General features: G+C 69.3%; 17 protein-coding genes and 1 pseudogene. 11 read left to right on the forward strand and 7 right to left on the reverse strand.

Annotated elements, in window-relative coordinates; genetic code table 11:
• The first annotated feature begins 187 nt into the window (after window positions 1-187).
• Complete coding sequence (locus ABT115_RS09685) at window positions 188-586, forward strand: hypothetical protein (RefSeq protein ID WP_351786078.1); 399 nt, start codon at window positions 188-190, stop codon at window positions 584-586.
• On the opposite strand, the gene ABT115_RS09690 is transcribed toward ABT115_RS09685, so the two are convergent.
• Window positions 581-940, reverse strand: a complete 360-nt coding sequence (locus tag ABT115_RS09690) for an ArsR/SmtB family transcription factor (protein WP_351786080.1) — start codon at window positions 938-940, stop codon at window positions 581-583. The genes ABT115_RS09685 and ABT115_RS09690 overlap by 6 nt on opposite strands.
• Window positions 941-1,070: 130 nt before the next feature.
• On the opposite strand from ABT115_RS09690, the gene ABT115_RS09695 reads away from it, so the two are divergent.
• Window positions 1,071-2,288 carry an MFS transporter gene (locus ABT115_RS09695; RefSeq protein WP_351786083.1) on the forward strand — a complete coding sequence of 406 codons (1,218 nt, stop codon included), beginning with the start codon at window positions 1,071-1,073 and terminating at the stop codon, window positions 2,286-2,288.
• Between the two features lie 173 nt (window positions 2,289-2,461).
• Here ABT115_RS09695 and ABT115_RS09700 read toward each other — a convergent pair whose 3' ends face one another.
• Together ABT115_RS09700 and ABT115_RS09705 are read right to left on the reverse strand one after the other, a co-directional pair.
• Window positions 2,462-2,662 (reverse strand): DUF397 domain-containing protein, encoded by a 201-nt coding sequence (locus ABT115_RS09700; protein WP_351786085.1) that lies wholly within the window; start codon window positions 2,660-2,662, stop codon window positions 2,462-2,464.
• Complete coding sequence (locus ABT115_RS09705; RefSeq protein ID WP_351786087.1) at window positions 2,659-3,537, reverse strand: helix-turn-helix domain-containing protein; 879 nt, start codon at window positions 3,535-3,537, stop codon at window positions 2,659-2,661. Before ABT115_RS09705 ends, ABT115_RS09700 begins: the two co-directional genes overlap by 4 nt.
• 164 nt (window positions 3,538-3,701) lie before the next feature.
• Between ABT115_RS09705 and ABT115_RS09710 the strand changes: the two are divergent.
• From ABT115_RS09710 to ABT115_RS09720, 3 genes and pseudogenes are all read left to right on the forward strand, one after another.
• A pseudogene (locus ABT115_RS09710) lies at window positions 3,702-4,192 on the forward strand (ATP-binding protein).
• 283 nt (window positions 4,193-4,475) lie between these two features.
• The gene (locus ABT115_RS09715) at window positions 4,476-4,694 is read left to right on the forward strand and encodes a GNAT family N-acetyltransferase (RefSeq protein WP_502969055.1); all 219 of its coding nucleotides are present in this window, start codon (window positions 4,476-4,478) and stop codon (window positions 4,692-4,694) included.
• A gap of 227 nt (window positions 4,695-4,921) precedes the next feature.
• A complete protein-coding gene (locus ABT115_RS09720; protein WP_351786090.1) occupies window positions 4,922-6,991 on the forward strand; it encodes a PIG-L family deacetylase in 2,070 nt (689 codons plus the stop codon).
• A gap of 122 nt (window positions 6,992-7,113) precedes the next feature.
• On the opposite strand, the gene tuf is transcribed toward ABT115_RS09720, so the two are convergent.
• The 4 genes from tuf to rpsL all read right to left on the reverse strand — a co-directional run bounded on the left by tuf (window position 7,114) and on the right by rpsL (window position 11,478).
• Window positions 7,114-8,307 carry an elongation factor Tu gene (gene tuf / locus ABT115_RS09725; RefSeq protein ID WP_351786093.1) on the reverse strand — a complete coding sequence of 398 codons (1,194 nt, stop codon included), beginning with the start codon at window positions 8,305-8,307 and terminating at the stop codon, window positions 7,114-7,116.
• Window positions 8,308-8,468: 161 nt separating this feature from the next.
• Window positions 8,469-10,595: an elongation factor G gene (gene fusA, locus ABT115_RS09730; protein WP_351786096.1), complete on the reverse strand. Its 2,127-nt coding sequence runs from the start codon at window positions 10,593-10,595 to the stop codon at window positions 8,469-8,471.
• Between the two features lie 38 nt (window positions 10,596-10,633).
• Entirely contained in the window at window positions 10,634-11,104 is a 471-nt protein-coding gene (rpsG, locus tag ABT115_RS09735) for a 30S ribosomal protein S7 (protein ID WP_093897234.1), read from the reverse strand.
• Between the two features lie 2 nt (window positions 11,105-11,106).
• Complete coding sequence (rpsL, locus tag ABT115_RS09740; protein WP_003948652.1) at window positions 11,107-11,478, reverse strand: 30S ribosomal protein S12; 372 nt, start codon at window positions 11,476-11,478, stop codon at window positions 11,107-11,109.
• 381 nt (window positions 11,479-11,859) lie between these two features.
• On the opposite strand from rpsL, the gene ABT115_RS09745 reads away from it, so the two are divergent.
• From ABT115_RS09745 to ABT115_RS09770, 6 genes are all read left to right on the forward strand, one after another.
• Entirely contained in the window at window positions 11,860-12,606 is a 747-nt protein-coding gene (locus ABT115_RS09745; RefSeq protein ID WP_351786099.1) for a Crp/Fnr family transcriptional regulator, read from the forward strand.
• Window positions 12,607-12,759: 153 nt separating this feature from the next.
• The gene (locus ABT115_RS09750; protein WP_351786102.1) at window positions 12,760-13,542 is read left to right on the forward strand and encodes a hypothetical protein; all 783 of its coding nucleotides are present in this window, start codon (window positions 12,760-12,762) and stop codon (window positions 13,540-13,542) included.
• Window positions 13,539-15,701, forward strand: coding sequence for a hypothetical protein (locus ABT115_RS09755; RefSeq protein ID WP_351786105.1), 2,163 nt, complete (start codon window positions 13,539-13,541; stop codon window positions 15,699-15,701). The genes ABT115_RS09750 and ABT115_RS09755 overlap by 4 nt, the downstream gene beginning before the upstream one ends.
• 38 nt (window positions 15,702-15,739) lie before the next feature.
• Entirely contained in the window at window positions 15,740-17,335 is a 1,596-nt protein-coding gene (locus ABT115_RS09760) for a hypothetical protein (protein WP_351786108.1), read from the forward strand.
• Window positions 17,332-17,868: a Pycsar system effector family protein gene (locus ABT115_RS09765; RefSeq protein ID WP_351786111.1), complete on the forward strand. Its 537-nt coding sequence runs from the start codon at window positions 17,332-17,334 to the stop codon at window positions 17,866-17,868. Before ABT115_RS09760 ends, ABT115_RS09765 begins: the two co-directional genes overlap by 4 nt.
• 26 nt (window positions 17,869-17,894) lie before the next feature.
• A complete protein-coding gene (locus ABT115_RS09770) occupies window positions 17,895-18,980 on the forward strand; it encodes a M48 family metalloprotease (protein ID WP_351786114.1) in 1,086 nt (361 codons plus the stop codon).
• Window positions 18,981-18,984: the final 4 nt, after the last annotated feature.

An 18,984-nucleotide genomic window follows, 5' to 3' on the forward strand; every position in this document is an offset into this window, starting at 1 on the left:
GAGCAGTGCCGGGCGTCCCCATCGTAATTGGGCCGAGCGGTACGCACCGCTTCGTAATGACGGCCGGGGCCGCGGAGAACGACACGGCGGGGGCGGAGAGGGCGGTCGCGGCCGATGTCGTGCGCCGGGTGGCCGCCACCCTGCCCGAAGGGCGGGTCCAAGCGGAACCACCGGGCAGCCCCTCACCGTGCTCACCCCGACCGCCCCGGTGCGCTCCTGCACCGCACAGGTGTCCGCCGCGGGCCGCGACCTCGTCGCCGAGGAGCTCTTGCGCGCCTGGGAGGTCCTGGAGTCCGCCGCCGACTCCGGCCCCGTGCCGCATGCCCGGCTCTGCGCCCCGCCGCCCCTGTACGAGCGTCATGCCGCCTGGGCGATCGTCTCCGTACGGCAGGGCCCGGACGAGGGCCGCTTCCGTGGCCGGCTCCTGACCCTGCTCGCCGCCCTCTCGGCGTGGGCGGACGCGGGCGCTGTCTTCGGTGACGCCCCAGTGGGGCGCGTGCGGCGCCCTGGCGGCGGTCGGCAACCGATCGCCGACCGTGACCCGCCCCCACTTGGCGGACGCGCGGTCAGACCGCTGGTCTCATGAGTCCTGGGGTGCGTCGCAGGGCCCGGGACCGAACGCCGGGGCGGAGGCGAGCAGGGCGTCCAGGAGACCAGGGAAGCGGGCGTCGAGGTCATCGCGACGCAAACTGACGTAGCGGTTGCGGCCGGAGACGCGGGTGGTGGTGACGCCAGCTTCGCGCATGACGCGCATGTGGTGGGACACGGTCGACTTGTGGAGGTGGCTCAGACCGAGATAGCGCGGGTCACAGGAGTGTTCGCGACCGTCGGCGTAGCTGCTGAACAGGTGCATCCGGACCGGGTCGCCGAGGGCCTGCAGCACCGTGACGAGGTCGATGTCCGCGGTGGCGGGCTGGGGGAGCCGCTCGTCTTCGGGCATGGCGCCGGTCCTTCGGGTCGGGGTTCACAACGTCTGTTTGACAATCATCCACCAATCCATATGGTTTGACGAAGTTCAAACTGTTGAATTTCCGTCCAACAATCTCTTCGTCGCACCAGGGGGCTTTCCCATGCCCATACGCCTGCTCCTGCTCGCCCTCGGCACCTTCGCCGTGGGCACCGACTCGATGGTCATCGCCGGCATCCTCGGCCCGGTCTCCGCCGACCTCGGGGTCTCGGTGAACGCCGCGGGCCAACTGGTCACCGTCTTCGCGCTCGGCTACGCGCTGCTGGCCCCGGTACTGGCCGCGCTCACCGCCCGCTGGCCGCGCCGACGGCTGCTGCTGACCGCGCTCGCGGTGTTCAGCGCGGCCAACGCGCTCAGTGCGCTCTCCCCGAACTACACCGTCCTGCTGGCCACCCGGGTGCTGGCGGCGGCCGGCGCCGCGCTCTATACGCCCACCGCCAACGCCGTGGCCACCACCCTGGTCGCCCCTGAGCAGCGCGGCCGGGCGCTGGCCACCGTGCTCGGCGGGATGACGGTGGCCACCGCGCTCGGTGTGCCGCTGGGCACCTGGGTGGGACGCGTCGACTGGCGAATGACGATGTGGCTGGTCACCTTTCTGGGCCTGGCCGCGCTCGCGGGGCTGGCGCTGCTGCTGCGCGACCTCCCGTCCCCGGCCCCGGTTCCCGGGCTGCGGGCACGCCTGGCACCGCTGCGCGAGCGGCGCGTACTGGGCGCGGCAGGCGTGACGTTCACGTTCTTCCTCGCTTACCAGTGCGTCTACATCTACCTGGCCACCGCCGTCCACGTCGCCACCGGCGGCGACACGGACCGGCTGAGCCTGGTACTGCTGACCTCGGGATTCGCGTCGGTGGCGGGCAGCTGGCTGGGCGGGCGCCTGGTGGACCGCATCGGGGTGCGGTGGGTACTGCTGGGCGGCTCCACGGTGGCCGCCGTCGCCTTCACGGCCCTGCCCTGGCTCGGGCGCAGCATGCCCGGCGCGCTGGTCTACGCGGTGGTGACCTCTCTGGCGGGCTGGGCGGTGTCGGTGGCGCTGCCGCACCGCATGGCCTCGCTGAAGCCGGCGAGCGCACCGCTGCTGATCTCACTCAACAGCAGCGCCCTCTACCTGGGCATGGCCGCCGGCGGGGTGGCGGGCAGCGCGGCGATCGCGGTGCTCGGCGAGCGCTGGTTCCCGCTGGCTGCCACCGTCCTGGCCCTGGCGGCCACCGCCACTGCCGCGGCCAGCACGCGTGAGCGCATGGACAACGCCGCCGCGCCCGGCGCCCAAGCACCACACGCCCAGGCCTCCGCGACCCGGGCGCCGGCCACCCCTCGGTCCTGAGCCAGGCCGGCAGCTTCTACCGGAGCCGGCTGGCCGGTGTCCGGCAACGGGAAACGGCCGCTGCCAGGAGCGCGGCGGCGCCCCTCCCTCCACCACCCCTTCCGCCCCCGCTGAACATCAGCGCGCCCCGACATCCGGCTCAGCGGGCGTCGCGGCGCGGCTGCTCAGCTCTCCTACACATACGAGACGAAGCCCGCCCACGCACCTGGCGCGAAGGCGAGGCGAGGGCCTTCGATGTCCTTGGAGTCGCGCACGTGCACCGAGTCGAGGGCCACCGCGACCTCGACGCAGTCACCTTCATTGCCGTTGCTGCTGTAGCTGCTCTTGAACCAGGCCAACTCGGAAACGCCCTGCGCGGAAGTCCTGCGGATCATGTCTCTCCCAGCACTCGCTCGATGAGGGCCAGAGTCTCTCGGGGCGTGAGAGCCTCGGCCCGGATGATGCCATACCGCAGTTCAAGGATACGGAGTTGTTTCGCATCGGTCACCCGGCGCCCACCAAACGCTCCGTGCGAACGCCCCACTGCTGAACCGTCCTTGAACTTCAGCACGTCGATGTCCCCGTCCATGCCAGGGTGCGCCTCGCGGTGCGTAGGCATCACTTGAAGGGTGACATTACGCAACTGCCCGATCTCCAAGAGACGTTCGAGCTGACGCCGCCACTCCATCGTGCCCCCGATGGGGCGCCTGAGCGCCGACTCCTCCTGGACGAAACTGAGAGCAGGTCCGGGCGACCGCTCGAAGATCGACTGCCGGGCCATGCGCGCGGCCACCATCCGTTCCACCTCGTCCTGCGAGTACGCGGGCTGCCTGGCCTCGAACAGTGCCCTCGTATGGCCCGGAGTCTGCAACAGTCCATGCAAGCCGTGCGCCACATAAGCCGAAATCTCGGCCGCCTTGGCCTCCAGCTTCGTCAGGTCCCGGATCTTCTTCGGGTACCGGGCCTCCGCCATCTCCTGCTTCATCATGGCGAGCTTCCCGCCCGCGCCCAGCACCTCGTCCGCCCTGTCCAGGAACTCCGGCCGGGGGATGCGCCGACCGCCCTCCACCTTGTAGACGAGGTCCTCCCCGTACCCGATCGCAGCGCCCAACTCTGCGGCGCGCAGCCCCGCCGCCTCCCGCCACGCCTTGATCTGGCGCCCAACCGCGGCAACCACCGCCACCACCGACTCGTCGTCCGGGTCGACGTCCCAACCGGGCTCGTCCGCCCCGGTGCCCCCGCGCTCCATACCGGTCTCATCCGCGCTCATCCGTGCCCCACTTCCGACGCGCTTACCGTTCTTGGCCCAACCCCTGGTCTCCCCGGTGCGTCACCCCGGACAGCCGGGACAACACCGGACAAGCCCTGGACAACCCCCGTACGCATGGGGCTCATCGCTCTTCACGGTACGTACGCACGGCCACGCTGAGAGACGTGACCCGAGAAATCACCCGAACCGAACATTCCGCTCCCACCTGGCAGTTCACCGTGCTGCTCTCCCCCACCCGCCGGCACGCCAGGCTCGCCCGACTCCTCACCACGGCGCATCTGGGCGACTGGGGATCGTCTGCGAACCGGCCGCGCACATCGTCGCCGAGCTGGCCGCCAATGCCGCCGTCCACGGCCGCGTACCGGGCCGGAACTTCCAACTGAGCGTCGCCGTCCACCGCGACGCACTCCTGCGGATCGAGGTGACCGACACCCGGGCCGAGCAAATGCCGGCCGCTTCCGCCCCCGACCAGCACGCGGAGCACGGGCGCGGTCTGCTGATCGTCGAGGCGCTCGCCGACCGTTGGGGCGTCGACCTCGGCCCCGTCCCCCGCAAGACTGTCTGGGCCGAGATCGACCTCGTACCGCGACCGCTCCACCGGGTCGCGGAAACTGACGACCCGGTGAACCACGTCCCCGCGTCCCACGACGCATAAATGTCCACCGCACTGCGGGACACACCGGAATGCGGCGACCCCGAGACTCTGCGCCAATGGCTCATGCGAGCCGTCACCGCCGCCTCTGCCGGGGAGATCTTCGCCGAGGAGTAGCCTCGTCCTGGCGGCGGCGCCCCGCCTGCCTGCAGGCCCGTGGCCCGTTCACCGGCTCGCCGGGTGACCCTCCTCGCGAACGGTTCCGCGCGGGAGCCGTGATCGAAGAGGAAGGCCTGAGCGGGGGGCTCGGGCAGCGGGGTGTGCACGGCGACGACTCCGGCCATGCCTGTACGCACCACCGCCACCTTCCAGGGGCTGCGGCATCGGCACCGCCGTGCTGCGGTCGCTGCTCGCGCGGGCCGATGAGGAAAGCATGACCGTCCGCCTGGACGTGCTGCAGGGCAGCGCCGCCCGCGCACTCTACGAACGGCACGGATTCACCGAGGAACGACAGGACCCCATCGACGTGTTCATGGTGCGTACTCCCGGCAGTCGATACGTGTAGGCCGTTCGGGCCCTTCGGCCCACACTCGTAGAAACCCAGGCAACCCACCTCGGGGAAACTCCGTCTATCTCCCCGCAGCAGCGGCTCGCCCCCTCCGCCGCCTGCACGGAATCGCCACGCAGCACAGGGCGCACGGCCGCCCGCTGCAGGGGAAGTGGACGGAGCAAGGTGTGACGGGTCGGCCTGCGTTGCGCGCATCTCTTACGGAAGTGTCACGTCTTACGGAAGTGCCACGGCGCACTCTGATGACGGCGGCGGCTGGTGTGACCGGCCTGGCAGCCCTCAGCGCCTGCACCGTGCCCCCGTCTCCCCGCCGCCGGGACACCACTGCGGACCCGGCGCCCGGACTGCCGATCAGCGCATCGCCCCCGGCCCTGATGATGCAGATCCTCGCCCACCCGGACGACGACCTGTACTTCATGAACCCGGACACCCAGCAGGCCTTCGCCGCCGGAACACCGCTGGTCTGTGTCTATCTGACCGCGGGCGAGGCCACCGGAATCAATCGCATGCCCGGCCGGCCGATGCCCGTCCCCGACAAGAGCGCGTACTCCTCCTCACGCCACCAGGGGCTCCGCCAGGCGTACGCGACGCTGCTCGGAGTCGGCCGGTTCACGGACTGGCAGAAGTCCGTCATCGACCTCGCCGACAACCACCGGGCCGAGATCAACAGCCTTTCGCACGACGGCCGCAAGGTCGAGCTGATCTTCATCAACACCGCTATGCACACCACTTATGGCCGTCTCGGCCTGCCCAGTCTCTGGCAGGACCGGCGGCTCGTCCTGCCCACGGTCGTCGCCGACAACTCGCCGCTGAAACAGGCGGGGTCGTACACGTACGACGGGCTGATCGATGTTCTGGTCGGGCTGTTCAACCGGTACCGGCCCAGCATCGTGCACACCATGGATCCGGACCCCGACATCCAGCACAGCAGCGAGACCGTCCGCCGCCGGGACAGCGAGCAGCCGGGCTACTCCGACCACCCCGACCACACCGCGACCGCCTTGTTCACCTGGACTGCGCTGATCCAGTGGGTAGCACGGGCCACCCGGAACGGCGGAAAGGTACCGAGCTTCGCCACCACGGCGTTCCGCGCGTATTACAACCGGCACTGGCCGAAGAATCTGCCGCCCGCCGTGCTGGCGGAGAAGGCATCGCTCCTGGTCCCCTACGGCGGTTCGGCCGACTGGAACTGCGGCAACCCCGCCGGCTGCGGGGACTACGGCGTCGGCGGCAACCGGCCGCTGACCAACCGGAAAGGCTGGGTACGGTCCACCCACTACCGCTACCCCGGCCCGCGGACCGCCGTCACCACCGACCCGGACGGTCGATTCGTCGCGTACGGGGTGCTGGGGCTGCGGGCGGTGAGGTGGCGCGAGAGCGCGCCGGGCAGCGGGAGTTGGGGCGGCCCGGACGATCTCGGTGGCGGACCGCTCGCGCCGATTCTGGGAGGCGCGACGCTGCCGGACGGGCGCCACTTGCTCTTCGGGCTGAGGTTCGCCGCGCTCAGCGGGCACGGTGCGGACAACGAACGCGAGATCGTCGCGCTGGAGCAGCGCTCCCCCGGCGGCGGCTTCCGTGCCTGGCAGGGGCTGGGGAATCCGGTGCCCGATCACGACGGCGGGCGCCGGATCGGCGTCCCCGTCGCGGTCGCCGCCCCCGACGGGCGGGTCCATCTCTTCGTGCGGAACGCGGAGAAGGGCCTCAGCACGCGGGTACGGGACACGGACGGCCGGTGGAGCGGGTGGCGGGACATGGGCGGCGGCGAGATCCAGGACGGGCTCAGCGCCGTGGTGGACGACGCGGGGCGCGTCCATGTCTTCGCGGCGGGCCATCACGCGGTGCACCACTGGACGCAGGACGCGCCCGGGGACCCGGTCACCGCGCGTACCCAGATCAGCGGGGTGCCGGTGCCGGGCGACGGTCCGGGCGCGCTGGCGGCATCGGACGGGACCATCGACCTGTTCTACCGGGCGGCGGCAAAGGCCGCGATGACGACCGTACGGACGGGGGAGACGGCGGACGAAACCGGCATCGACGGGTACGGGCGGATCATCAAGGACCGGACCGGCTTCGACGGGTACGGACCGGTCACCGCCGCCGGGTCGCCGGGCGCTCCGGTGCTGCTCGGCCGCACCGAGAAGGGCCTGATCCAGCTGCGTACGGACCAGAGGCTCTCCGTACGGGAGCGGGGCCCGGTGGCGCTGGACGGACCTGCGCTCCATGTCGGCAAGGATGGCCGGCCGACGGTGGTGGCCCTGGGGCCTGACGCCCTGCCGTGGCTCTGGCACCCCTGAACGAGATCGGCTGAAAGAGATCGGCCCGCACATGCCGAAGGGCCCCGGTCCACCGCTTGCGCGGCGGGCCGGGGCCCTTCTTGGTGCTCTGTGCGGAGCAACCAGGTCAGACAGTCAGTTAATTACTTGACGATCTTGGTGACCTGGCCGGCGCCCACGGTCCGGCCACCCTCACGGATGGCGAACTTCAGGCCCTCTTCCATGGCGACCGGCTGGATCAGCGCGACGTTCATGACGGTGTTGTCGCCCGGCATGACCATCTCGGTGCCCTCGGGAAGGGTCACAACGCCCGTCACGTCCGTGGTACGGAAGTAGAACTGCGGGCGGTAGTTGTTGAAGAACGGGGTGTGACGGCCACCCTCGTCCTTCGACAGGATGTAGGCCTGGGCCTCGAACTCGGTGTGCGGCGTGACCGAACCGGGCTTGATGATGACCTGGCCGCGCTCGACGTCCTCGCGCTTGATGCCACGGAGGAGCAGACCGACGTTCTCACCGGCCTGGCCCTCGTCAAGCAGCTTGCGGAACATCTCGATACCGGTGACCGTGGTGGTGGTCTTCTCCGGCTTGATACCGACGATGTCGACGGTCTCGTTGACCTTCAGGACACCACGCTCGATACGACCGGTGACGACGGTGCCACGACCGGTGATCGTGAAGACGTCCTCGATCGGCATCAGGAACGGCTTGTCGACGTCACGCTCGGGCTGCGGGATCGCCTCGTCGACGGCCTTCATCAGGTCGAGGACGGACTGGCCCCACTCCTTGTCGCCCTCGAGCGCCTTGAGCGCCGAGACCTTGACGACCGGAACGTCGTCGCCCGGGAACTCGTACTCGGAGAGGAGCTCACGGACCTCGAGCTCGACGAGCTCCAGGATCTCCTCGTCGTCCACCATGTCGGCCTTGTTCAGGGCGACGACGATGTACGGAACGCCGACCTGGCGGGCCAGGAGCACGTGCTCCTTGGTCTGCGGCATCGGGCCGTCGGTGGCGGCGACCACGAGGATGGCGCCGTCCATCTGCGCCGCACCCGTGATCATGTTCTTGATGTAGTCCGCGTGACCCGGGCAGTCGACGTGCGCGTAGTGACGCTGCTCCGTCTGGTACTCGACGTGCGCGATCGAGATGGTGATACCGCGCTGGCGCTCCTCGGGAGCCTTGTCGATCTGGTCGAAGGCCGAGGCCTCGTTCAGGTCCGGGTACGCGTCGTGCAGCACCTTGGTAATGGCGGCCGTGAGGGTCGTCTTACCGTGGTCAATGTGACCGATGGTGCCGATGTTGACGTGCGGCTTAGTCCGCTCGAACTTCGCCTTCGCCACTGGGTCCTCCTGTGGAGTGGTTCTGTACGCCTTGCTTCATCGGCGCCAGGTGATCTTTGCTGGGATGCCGGGGCCGAGGGGCATTCACCGCAGAGCTTCCGCTCTGCGACGAATGCCCCACCAGGCTCCGGTGACAAGCCTAAAGCGTGAGCTCGGGAGAGTTACTCGCCCTTGGCCTTCGCGATGATCTCCTCGGCGACGTTCCGCGGAACCTCGGCGTAGGAGTCGAACTGCATCGAGTAGCTTGCGCGACCCGAGGTCTTGCTGCGGAGGTCTCCGACGTAGCCGAACATCTCCGAGAGGGGCACGAGGCCCTTCACGACGCGAGCGCCGCTGCGCTCCTCCATGGCCTGGATCTGGCCACGGCGGGAGTTGATGTCACCGATGACATCGCCCATGTAGTCCTCGGGCGTGGTGACCTCGATGGCCATCATCGGCTCAAGGAGCACGGGGGACGCCTTGCGGGCCCCCTCCTTGAACGCCTGCGAACCGGCGATCTTGAAGGCCAGTTCGGAGGAGTCGACCTCGTGGTAGCCACCGTCGAGAAGAATGACGCGGACGCCCGTCATCTCGTAGCCGGCCAGGATGCCGAACTGCATGGCTTCCTGCGCACCCGCGTCCACCGAGGGGATGTACTCCTTGGGGATGCGGCCACCGGTGACCTTGTTGACGAACTCGTACGACGACTCGCCGCCCTCGATGGGCTCGATCGCGATCTGCACCTTGGCGAACTGACCGGTACCACCGGTCTGCTTCTTGTGGGTGTAGTCGATGCGCTCGACGGCCTTGCGGATCGTCTCGCGGTACGCGACCTGGGGCTTGCCGACGTTGGCCTCGACGCGGAACTCGCGCTTCATGCGGTCGACGAGCACCTCGAGGTGAAGCTCGCCCATACCACCGATGATGGTCTGGCCGGTCTCCTCGTCCGAGTGCACCTGGAAGGAGGGGTCCTCCTCCGAGAGGCGCTGGATGGCGACACCCAGCTTCTCCTGGTCACCCTTGGACTTGGGCTCGATGGCGACCTGGATGACCGGCGCCGGGAAGTCCATGGACTCCAGGATCACCGGGGCCTTGTCGTCGCACAGCGTCTCACCGGTGGTGGTCTGCTTCAGGCCCATGACGGCGACGATGTCACCGGCGCCCACCGAGTCGATCTCCTCACGCTTGTTCGCGTGCATGCGGTAGATCTTGCCGATGCGCTCCTTCTTGCCCTTGACCGAGTTCAGCACCGCGGTGCCGGACTCCAGGCGGCCCGAGTAGACCCGGACGAAGGTGAGCTTGCCGAGGTGCGGGTCGCTCATGATCTTGAACGCGAGGGCCGCGAGCGGCTCGTCGTCGGACGGCTTGCGCTTGATGATCTCCTCCGGGTCCTTGACGCTGTGGCCTTCAATGGCCTCGACGTCCAGGGGGGAGGGGAGGTAGCGCACGACGGCGTCGAGCAGCGGCTGGACACCCTTGTTCTTGAACGCGGTGCCGCAGAACACGGGGGTGACGGTGGTCTCGCCGCCCTTGCCCGAGTTGATGGTGATGCGACGGACAGCGTCGTAGAGCTGCTCCTTGGTGGGCTCTTCGCCCTCCAGGTACAGCTCCATGAGCGCTTCGTCGTTCTCCGCGACGGCTTCCAGGAGCTTGCCGCGCCACTCCTCGGCGGCCTCGGCGAGCTCGGCGGGGATGTCGACGATGTTGTACGCCTCACCCTTGGTCGCCTCGGCGGGGTAGACGAACGCCTTCATCGTCACGAGGTCGACGACACCAGTGAAGTCGGACTCGGCACCGATGGGGAGCTGCATCACGATCGGGGTCGCGCCGAGGCGGTCCGTGATCATGGTGACGCAGCGGAAGAAGTCCGCACCGGTGCGGTCGAGCTTGTTGACGAAGCAGATACGCGGCACGCCGTAGCGGTCCGCCTGACGCCAGACGGTCTCGGACTGCGGCTCGACGCCCGCCACACCGTCGAACACGGTGACGGCACCGTCGAGGACGCGGAGCGAACGCTCCACCTCGACGGTGAAGTCGACGTGGCCCGGGGTGTCGATGATGTTGATGGTGTGGTCAACATCATTGAGCGGCCAGTGGCAGGTCGTCGCGGCGGACGTGATCGTGATGCCGCGCTCCTGCTCCTGCTCCATCCAGTCCATCGTGGCGGAGCCCTCGTGGGTCTCACCGATCTTGTACGAAACGCCGGTGTAGAACAGGATCCGCTCGGTGGTGGTCGTCTTGCCCGCGTCGATGTGGGCCATGATCCCGATGTTGCGGACCTTGGCCAGGTCAAGCGAAGTGGTGGCCATAAGGCTCAGTCTTCTCTCGGTCTCGATGTGGGTAGCGACTACCAGCGGTAGTGCGCGAAGGCCTTGTTGGACTCGGCCATCTTGTGGGTGTCCTCGCGCTTCTTGACGGCAGCGCCAAGACCGTTGGAGGCGTCGAGCAGCTCGTTCATGAGGCGCTCGGTCATGGTCTTCTCGCGGCGGGCGCGGGAGTAGCCCACGAGCCAGCGCAGCGCGAGGGTGGAGGCGCGACCGGGCTTGACCTCGATCGGCACCTGGTAGGTGGCGCCACCGACACGGCGGGACTTGACCTCGAGCGAGGGCTTGACGTTCTCAAGCGCGCGCTTCAGCGTGATGACCGGGTCGTTGCCGGTCTTCTCGCGGAGGCCTTCCATGGCGCCGTAAACGATCCGCTCGGCAGTGGAACGCTTGCCGTTGAGCAGGATCTTGTTGATCAGCGAGGTGACAAGAGGAGAACCGTAGACCGGGTCGATGATGACCGGGCGCTTCGGGGCGGGGCCCTTACGAGGCATTCTTACTTCTCCTTCTTGGCGCCGTAGCGGCTGCGGGCCTGCTTGCGGTTCTTGACACCCTGGGTGTCGAGCGAGCCGCGGATGATCTTGTAGCGAACACCCGGCAGGTCCTTCACACGGCCACCACGCACGAGCACGATGGAGTGCTCCTGCAGGTTGTGTCCCTCACCCGGGATGTAGGCCGTGACCTCGATACCGGAGGTCAGACGCACACGCGCGACCTTACGGAGTGCCGAGTTCGGCTTCTTCGGGGTGGTCGTGAACACACGCGTGCAGACGCCGCGGCGCTGGGGCGAACCCTCGAGTGCGGGCGTCTTGTTCTTCTCGACCTTGTCCTGCCGGCCCTTCCGGACCAGCTGCTGGATCGTAGGCACTACTTCTCCGGTTTCTGTGTGCCGTTCGTGAAACTAACCTGGAACGTCACCGACCCACGCGGTCGGGTGTGTCGAATGCTGCAGGCTGCTGCCGCAAGGCAGAAGGAGCGCAGATTGCGGTGGCCGCTTACGGACTCGCCGTGCGGTTGAGGACACGCACGGGAGCCCAGGCACACCCCAGGCACAAGGTCTGAGCGTACCTACCTCATCGACTTGGGTCAAAACAAATGCTGTCCACCGGGACACGCCGGGCTTCCGCAGCCCACGGCCGACGCGAATAAGACAGCCGACCGCGGACGCACGGCAGAAACACGACCTTGGCGGTCCGGCAATTCGCGTTCTCAGTACATTGAACCGCGCGGTGGATGATCGGGGGACGGTATGGCGGCGTATGTACCCGACGGCGACGGACTCGACGACCGGGTGCCCTTCCTGGCCCGCCTGGAGCGGGAGGACCGGGTGTCCCTGCTCGGACTGGGCCGCGAACTGAGTTTCGCCTCGCGGACCCCTCTGCTCAGACAGGATGAGCCGTCCGCGTACGTCCTGCTGATCGTCAACGGATGGACGAAGGTCACCACATCCGCGCCAAACGGTTATGAGGCCCTGCACGCCCTGCGCGGCCCCGGTGACATCGTGGGCGAAGCGGCCGCACTGACCGGCCGGCCACGCTCGGCGACGGTGACGGCGCTCTCCCCCGTACGGGCCGTGGTCGTGGCGCACGAGAAGTTCCGCGCGTTCATCGCCGGCTCCGCCAAGGTCTCCCTCACGCTCTTGGCGTTGACCGCCGACCGGACTCGCGCCGCAGACCGGCGCAGCCTGGAGTTCGCGGCGATGACGGTACGGGAGCGATTCGCCGTCCTGCTGCTGGATCTGGCGCACACCCACGGCGGCCGGACGCACGAAGGCATCGAACTCGACATCCCGCTCAGCAAACAGGAGCTGGCCGGGGCGGTCGGGGCGTCCAGAGAAATGGTTCAGCGCCTGCTGAAGGACCTGCGTGAGCGCGGCATCGTACTGACGGGGCGGCGGGCAATGGTGATCGTGCGGCCGGACGCGCTCCGCCGGATCGCCCGGGCACAGGACTCCGTCCGACCGTTCGACCGCCACGAGGCCTCGCAGACTCCGTAGAGCAGACCCCGCACCCTCCACGGAGGAATGCGCCCGCCCCGGCCTCTGTGTACGCGGTCACACTGCGAGTGAGTCATCCGCCCTCACCACCACAGTCCCATCAGCCCCACGCTCATGTCTTCGGCCCACGGAGACCCGAGCGAGAGGCACCCCATGAACGATCCTGTGAACAGCACGATCCTGCTGCTCGATATCGAGAAGTACAGCGAGCGGGACGACGTCGAGCAGGCGTATCTGCGCCGCATGCTCTACGACCTCAGCGACCGGGCACTGCTGGCCGCCGGGATCGACGAGACCCGGCGCAGGCGGGCGGACCGCGGTGACTCCGTGATGGAGCTGATCGACGCCAACTGCTCGGTGATTGCCCTGCTGCGGGCACTGCTGACGGAGGTACCGGCCCAGCTGCGCAGCCAGAACCGGCGCGCCTCCGCCTCGGCCCGGATGCGGCTGCGTGGAGTGGTCGCTTCGGGGTACGTCGCCGTGGACCGGCTCGACGGATGGGTCGGCAGCGATCTCAACCACGCGTGCCGGCTGCTGGACGCTGAGTTGCTGAAGACCGCACTACGGGAGCGTAAAGACGACTTTGCGCTGTGTGTGTCCGATTCGGTCTACCGGGGGATCGTGCGGCACAGCCACACGGGCGTACCGGCCGAGGAGTTCCACTCCGTCACGGTGGACAGCAAGAACGGCCCACTCGCCGCATGGCTGCACGGTCCGGTTCCGCGTGAGCGTACGCGCGCCGCGAGCGAACGGACGGACGCCCCGTCGGCCCTCGGCACTGTCCCGCACACCCCACAAACACCGGCTCAGGCCTTCGACTTCGGCGGCGCCACGGTCACCGGGGGCGTCTTCGGCGGGACCAACCACGGCATCAGCGGCGGCACTTTCTCCGGGGACATCCACCTCGGTGACGGCGGCCGGGGGGACCGCCGGTGAGCGCCGAGGAACAGCCGCACGGCCCCCAGCCTCCGACAGGGGGCGAACAGACCTCCGAGGCGCAGGACAGCCGTCCGGCCGACGGGGAGGCGGCCGACCAGCCACAGTCCGCCTGGGCGGCCCGGCGTGACCTGGCGCACCACACCCCGCGGACCATGGGCTTCGGGGACAGCACCCGGGTCGACGGGGGCGTCTTCGGCGGGATCAACCACGGCATCGGCGGCGGCACCTTCTACGGCGACATCCTCCTCGACAAGACCGAGATCATCTACCAGTTCGGCGCGTCCTCCGCACTCCACGCCGCGGGCGAGATCGCGCAGTCCACCCTGGAGGAGCTGTCCGCCTGTTTCGTGCCCGGGTGCCCCGACTTCGAGGCGTTGGTCGACCGGCTGCGCGAGGAGCACGTCCTGGTGCTCTCGGGCCCCTACTTCGCGGGCCGGCGGACCGCCGCGCTCATGCTGCTGCACCGGCTCGGCGCCCATCCGGTCCAGGCGATCGGCCGGGACACCGCTCCCGGGCAGCTCACGGCCAGTCTCGGTGGAACCGGGGAGCACGACGGCCGAACCGGCCATGTCCTCTGCGATCTGATCACCGAGCCCAGCCGGCCGCTGCGCGAGGCGGACCTGCTGGCCGCCCGCAAGGAGCTGGGCGAGGCCGCGTATCTGGTGATCACCGTGGGGCCGACTGCTCTGCTGGAGGACGTCCCGGTGGTCAGCTGGAAGGCCCCCCTGTCACGTGACGTCCTCACCGCCCACCTGGATATGCTGGTGGGCGGTGAGAGCGTGGCGGAGCTGCTGTCCCTGCCTGCCGTGGCCGCATTCCTCGAACGCAGCCATCAGCCGCGCGAGGCCGCCGAGTTCGCCCGGCTCCTGGCGAGGTACGCGGCTGGGGAGGCCGACGCCGCAAAGCTGGAGGACTTCTCCCTGGTCGCGCTGGAGAACCAGGTCCAGGAGTGGTTCGAGGACGATGGCACCGTGCTGCACCTGCGGGACAAGGCGTTCCTCGTAGCCCTGGCCGCCTTCAACGAGGGACCCTACGCCCTGACGGCGGAACTGAGCGATCTGCTCTACGCCTTCCTCCAGGAGACCGAGAACGGTATGCGATTCCCTGCCGTCCCGGTCTTCGGCACGCACATCGGCAAGCGGCTCCACCTGGCCCGTGCCCGCCGGTTCGAGGAGGAGGAGCCCACCGAGTGGGGCCCGGTCCGGCAGGTGAAGGCCGCTTACCTGGACGAGCGGGCCCCGCTCGTCCTGCTGCGCGAGATATGGACCGGACACCCCTCGGCGCGGCCCGCGCTCGTGCGCTGGCTGCAACGGCTGGCGGGGGACGGGCGGCCGTTCGTCCGCACCCGCGCCGCCTCAACCGTCGCCGTCCTCGCCCACACCGACCTGCCGTCCGCCATGGCACTGGTCATCGAGCCATGGGCTTCCTCCCACCTCTACCGGCACCGCCTCGTCGCCGTCAACGCGCTCACGCTCACGCACTTCCTGGGCACTCCCAACGTGCCACGCATCCTCGACGCCTGGTGCGAGAGTGACGAGCCGCCACTGCGCTGGGTGGCCATCCGCGCCCATGGGCTGATGGGGCCGGAGCGCCCTTCCGAGACCCTGGCGGCGCTGCGTGCGGCGGCCCGGCTCCAGGCCGGACAGGAGGATCCCGACGAGGATCTCTCGGGACAACTGGCCGAGTCCGTAGAGCTGTTGCTGCTGTCAGCGGCGCGCGACGACGTGCTCGCGGGACTGCTCAAGACGCTGCACGACGACACTCCGGCAACCGAACTCGCGCTCGGCGGCTTCATCAGCGCCTGCCGCCGGACCGAGCAGGACGAACGCCACGCGCAGCCGATCGTCCTGTCCTGGTACGCACGGGCCTCGGCCGCGGGGACTCCGTCCGCCATCGGCATCGTCACGCTGTGGCGCACCGCTCTGGGGAACCGCGGCCACACCCGGGAAGCCCTCGACGTACTGCGCCTCTGGGTGCTGTCGGCGGACCACGTCCCAGGCACGGAGTGGGCGCTCGCCGCGCTGCTGCCCTCGCTCGTCACCACGTCGTCGGAGCACCACCGGCTCAGCCATCTCTTGCGAACCATGCCCGGCGAGGACGGCACCGACCCCCCGCCCGTGGCGAACCGCCTGCTGGCCGTCCTGCCGCATCCCTGATCCGTACGACCTCATCCACAGAGACAGGAGAGTGCCCCATGACCGAGTTCCGCCGTGCGCCGGACTGGGACCAGCACGCCGACCGCGGCACGCGGCTGACCGACCCGGTGGTCACGGTCCGGCAGCTGTCCCGCTTCGGATTCACCCGCCGGCCGCTCACCCGCATCGATCACGCCCTGGTCTTCTCGGCCCCGGACGGTTCGTACGACACCTACCTGCCGCCGGTCCGACCCAGCCGTACCGGGGCCGCCGCGAAGCGGTACACCTCGGTGTACGAGGTCGACATGGGGGTCCATCCCGTGTGCGATGAGATCGGCTTGCCGAGCGACGACGACGCCTTCGAGTTCGGGTTGGTCGTCGAGCTGTCGTGGCAGGTCGTCGATCCCGCCCGGTTCGTGGTGAGCCGGCACCGTGACGTACCACGACTGCTGGTCAACGAGCTGGAACAGGCGGCCAGACCTGTCACTCGCCGCTATGCCATCTCACGGAGCGCAGACGCGGAGCAAGCGCTGCTGCGGGAGGTGCGCGCACAGGGTGCGCTCGGCACCGAGGCCGGGCTCGCCGTGTCCTGGACCGTACGGCTGAGCGGGGACCAGGGGGCCATCGACCATGTGCGGCGCATGCGGTCCATCGACCACGCGGCCGCCGAGCAGATCCACACCGAGCGGCGCGGCAGGGAGCACGATGCCGCGGTCGACCGGCGAAGCAGGGAGCAGGACGCGCTGCAGTGGGGGCGGGCGGCCGAATTCGGCGCGCAACAGCATGAAGTGGTCTTGCAACAGCAGAAGTGGCAGCACGCGGAGGCGGTCGACCGGGCCCGTCGGCAGATGGAGCTTCAGCAGGTGAACGCGGAAAAGATCGCCTTCTACGAAAAGCACTTGGCACAGGGCGGGGTCCGTGCGTGGGCGCTCCATCTGGCCGACCATCCCAAAGACACCGAGCTGGTGGTGAACAGCCTGCGGCAGGACCAACTGCAGACGATCAGGGCGAAGTTGGCGCTGGCCGGCGAACTTCTGAACGGTGACAGCGCGGAGAACCATGAGCTTGAGGCACCGAAGAAGATGGCATTCCAGGCTGTGATCGACGTATTGGACCAGTATCTGCCCGGAGTCACGGCCCAGAGCACCGCCGCAGGCCGACTGACGGTCTCGATGCCGGAGGACGCGCCGCGTGCGGAACCGGGAGCGGTCCTGCGGGAAACGCTTCGGCCGGACCTCGACCGAACCGACGGCATCGTTGCGAACGGCCGGGACATGCGCCGGCTCGACGGCACACCGCTCCGCAAGGCCGAACCGGAGGAGGGCGCCCCCTTGAGCGCCTTCCCCGGCTGGCATCCGCCGCCGGGCTACGGCAGCACTCCCTTGAGTCCGCCGGACACGACCACGCAGTCGGCGCGTGTGATGAACGCGGACCAAGCAGGCGACAGGCCCGGATCGGCGTCGGCTGAGGCGACGGCTACCGCAGCGTCTCCTCTCCCCCGGCCGGCCACACCCGTCCGCCCCGCCCGGGACACAGCGGCGGACCAGGGCGGAGCGACGGGCGCGTCCGAGCTCGCGGACACGTCGAGGACGGCGGACACGCTCCGGGCCACGGACGTACCCGGGGCGCCGGACCAGGAGGGTCGCAGCACATGACCGACATCACCCAGGCCCTGGTTCTTTCAGCGGCTCCCCCGGCCCGGAACACCGATGCCGGAACGCAGCTCCTCCTCGATCTGCGGTCCGAGATCGCTCGGGCCGACGGCAAGGCGTCCGTGCTGGTCGCCGCACTCGGCATGACCGCGGGAGTGATCAGCGGCTGGCTGGCGGGCAGCGACTGGCGCCCGCACTCCCTCTCCGGCCCCGGCACGGTCCTGTGGTGGACGGGCACCAGCGGGCTGGCGGCCGCGCTGCTCTCCATGCTGATGGCTGTGCTGCCGCGCTACCGCGGCAGCACCTGGACCCCCGGGGCCCCGCTCACCTACTTCGCGGACATCCGACGCGCCGCCCGCCAGAACCGGTTGGCGGAAGCGCTCGACGCCACCGAAGGCGCCCCGGCCGCCGCACTCCTCAAGGCCCTGGCCGACACCAGCCGGATCGCCGTGCGCAAGCACCAGTGGATACGCGCGGGACTGCTCGCCTATTCCGTGGGCGCCCTCCTGATTCCCGCCTCGCTGCTCCTCGGCTGACGTCCCTCACCCAAAAAAGGATGATCATGACCCGACCAGCACATCAGCCCCATGACCCGGGTGACCAACCCGTGCCGACGGATGGCGGCCCCGGGCAGTCCCCGACCGACGGCGAAGCCGTTCCCTCCCCGGCCCCGCACGCGACCGCCACCGCACCGCCCGATGACCTGATCTACGAGCATGGGCCTGGCCGACGCGTGTACTACACCGCGCACCAGCGGCGTGTGGACATCACCGCACTCGGACGACTGGCGCTGGCACTGCCTGCCTTCCTGATGAGCTCGCTGGTGGTGCTGCTCATGAGCGCGGTCCTGGACGGCTGCCTCGGGCTGCCGCTCTGGTTACCGGCCGTGCTCTGGCTGGCCTCCGGAGCCCTGGTCTTTCACCGGCCCACGGAGGACCTTCTCGCCCGCTACCTGCTCAGGCTCCGGCGCCCGACGCCTCAGGAGGCCGCGCGGCTGGAGCCGGTCTGGCGAGAGGTGACGGCCCTCGCCGGAGTCGACGCGGCGCCGTATCAGCTCTGGATCGAGGAGAGCGAGGACCTCAACGCATACGCCGCCGCGGGGCACATCGTGGGGGTCACCCGGTTCGCGCTCGAACAGCTGCCGAGCGCCCAGCTGGCCGCCGTGCTCGCCCATGAACTCGGGCACCACACCGGCGGCCATGCGTGGTCGTCGCTCCTCAGCCACTGGTACGGGCTGCCGGGCCGGGCAGTGTGGCGGCTCCTGCGCGCGACGGCCCGCCACATCGTCACACCGGCCAGATGTGCCGTCTACCTCACCATCGGCGCCCTGCTCCTGGCGATCGGCGGCCTCGGCCACACAGCTACCGCGGTCCTGTACGGGCTTCCGCTGCTTCTCCTGCTTCCGTATGTGTCAGCAGCGTTGGGACGCCGTGCCGAACTCCGCGCCGACCGTCACGCCGCCGCGCTCGGATTCGCACCGAAGCTGGCCGAGGTGCTGGAGACGATGCACGCGCACGAGATCCGGGCGCGGCAGACGGCGCTCGCCGTCATGGGAGAGCGGGTGGAGCGGGAGTCGACGCCTACGCGGCTGCTCTCCACCCACCCCGACTTCCCGACCCGGCTGCACCATCTGCGGCACTACCTGTAGCTGC

Source organism: Streptomyces sp. NPDC001832 (assembly GCF_040297265.1).
GTDB lineage: Bacteria > Actinomycetota > Actinomycetes > Streptomycetales > Streptomycetaceae > Streptomyces.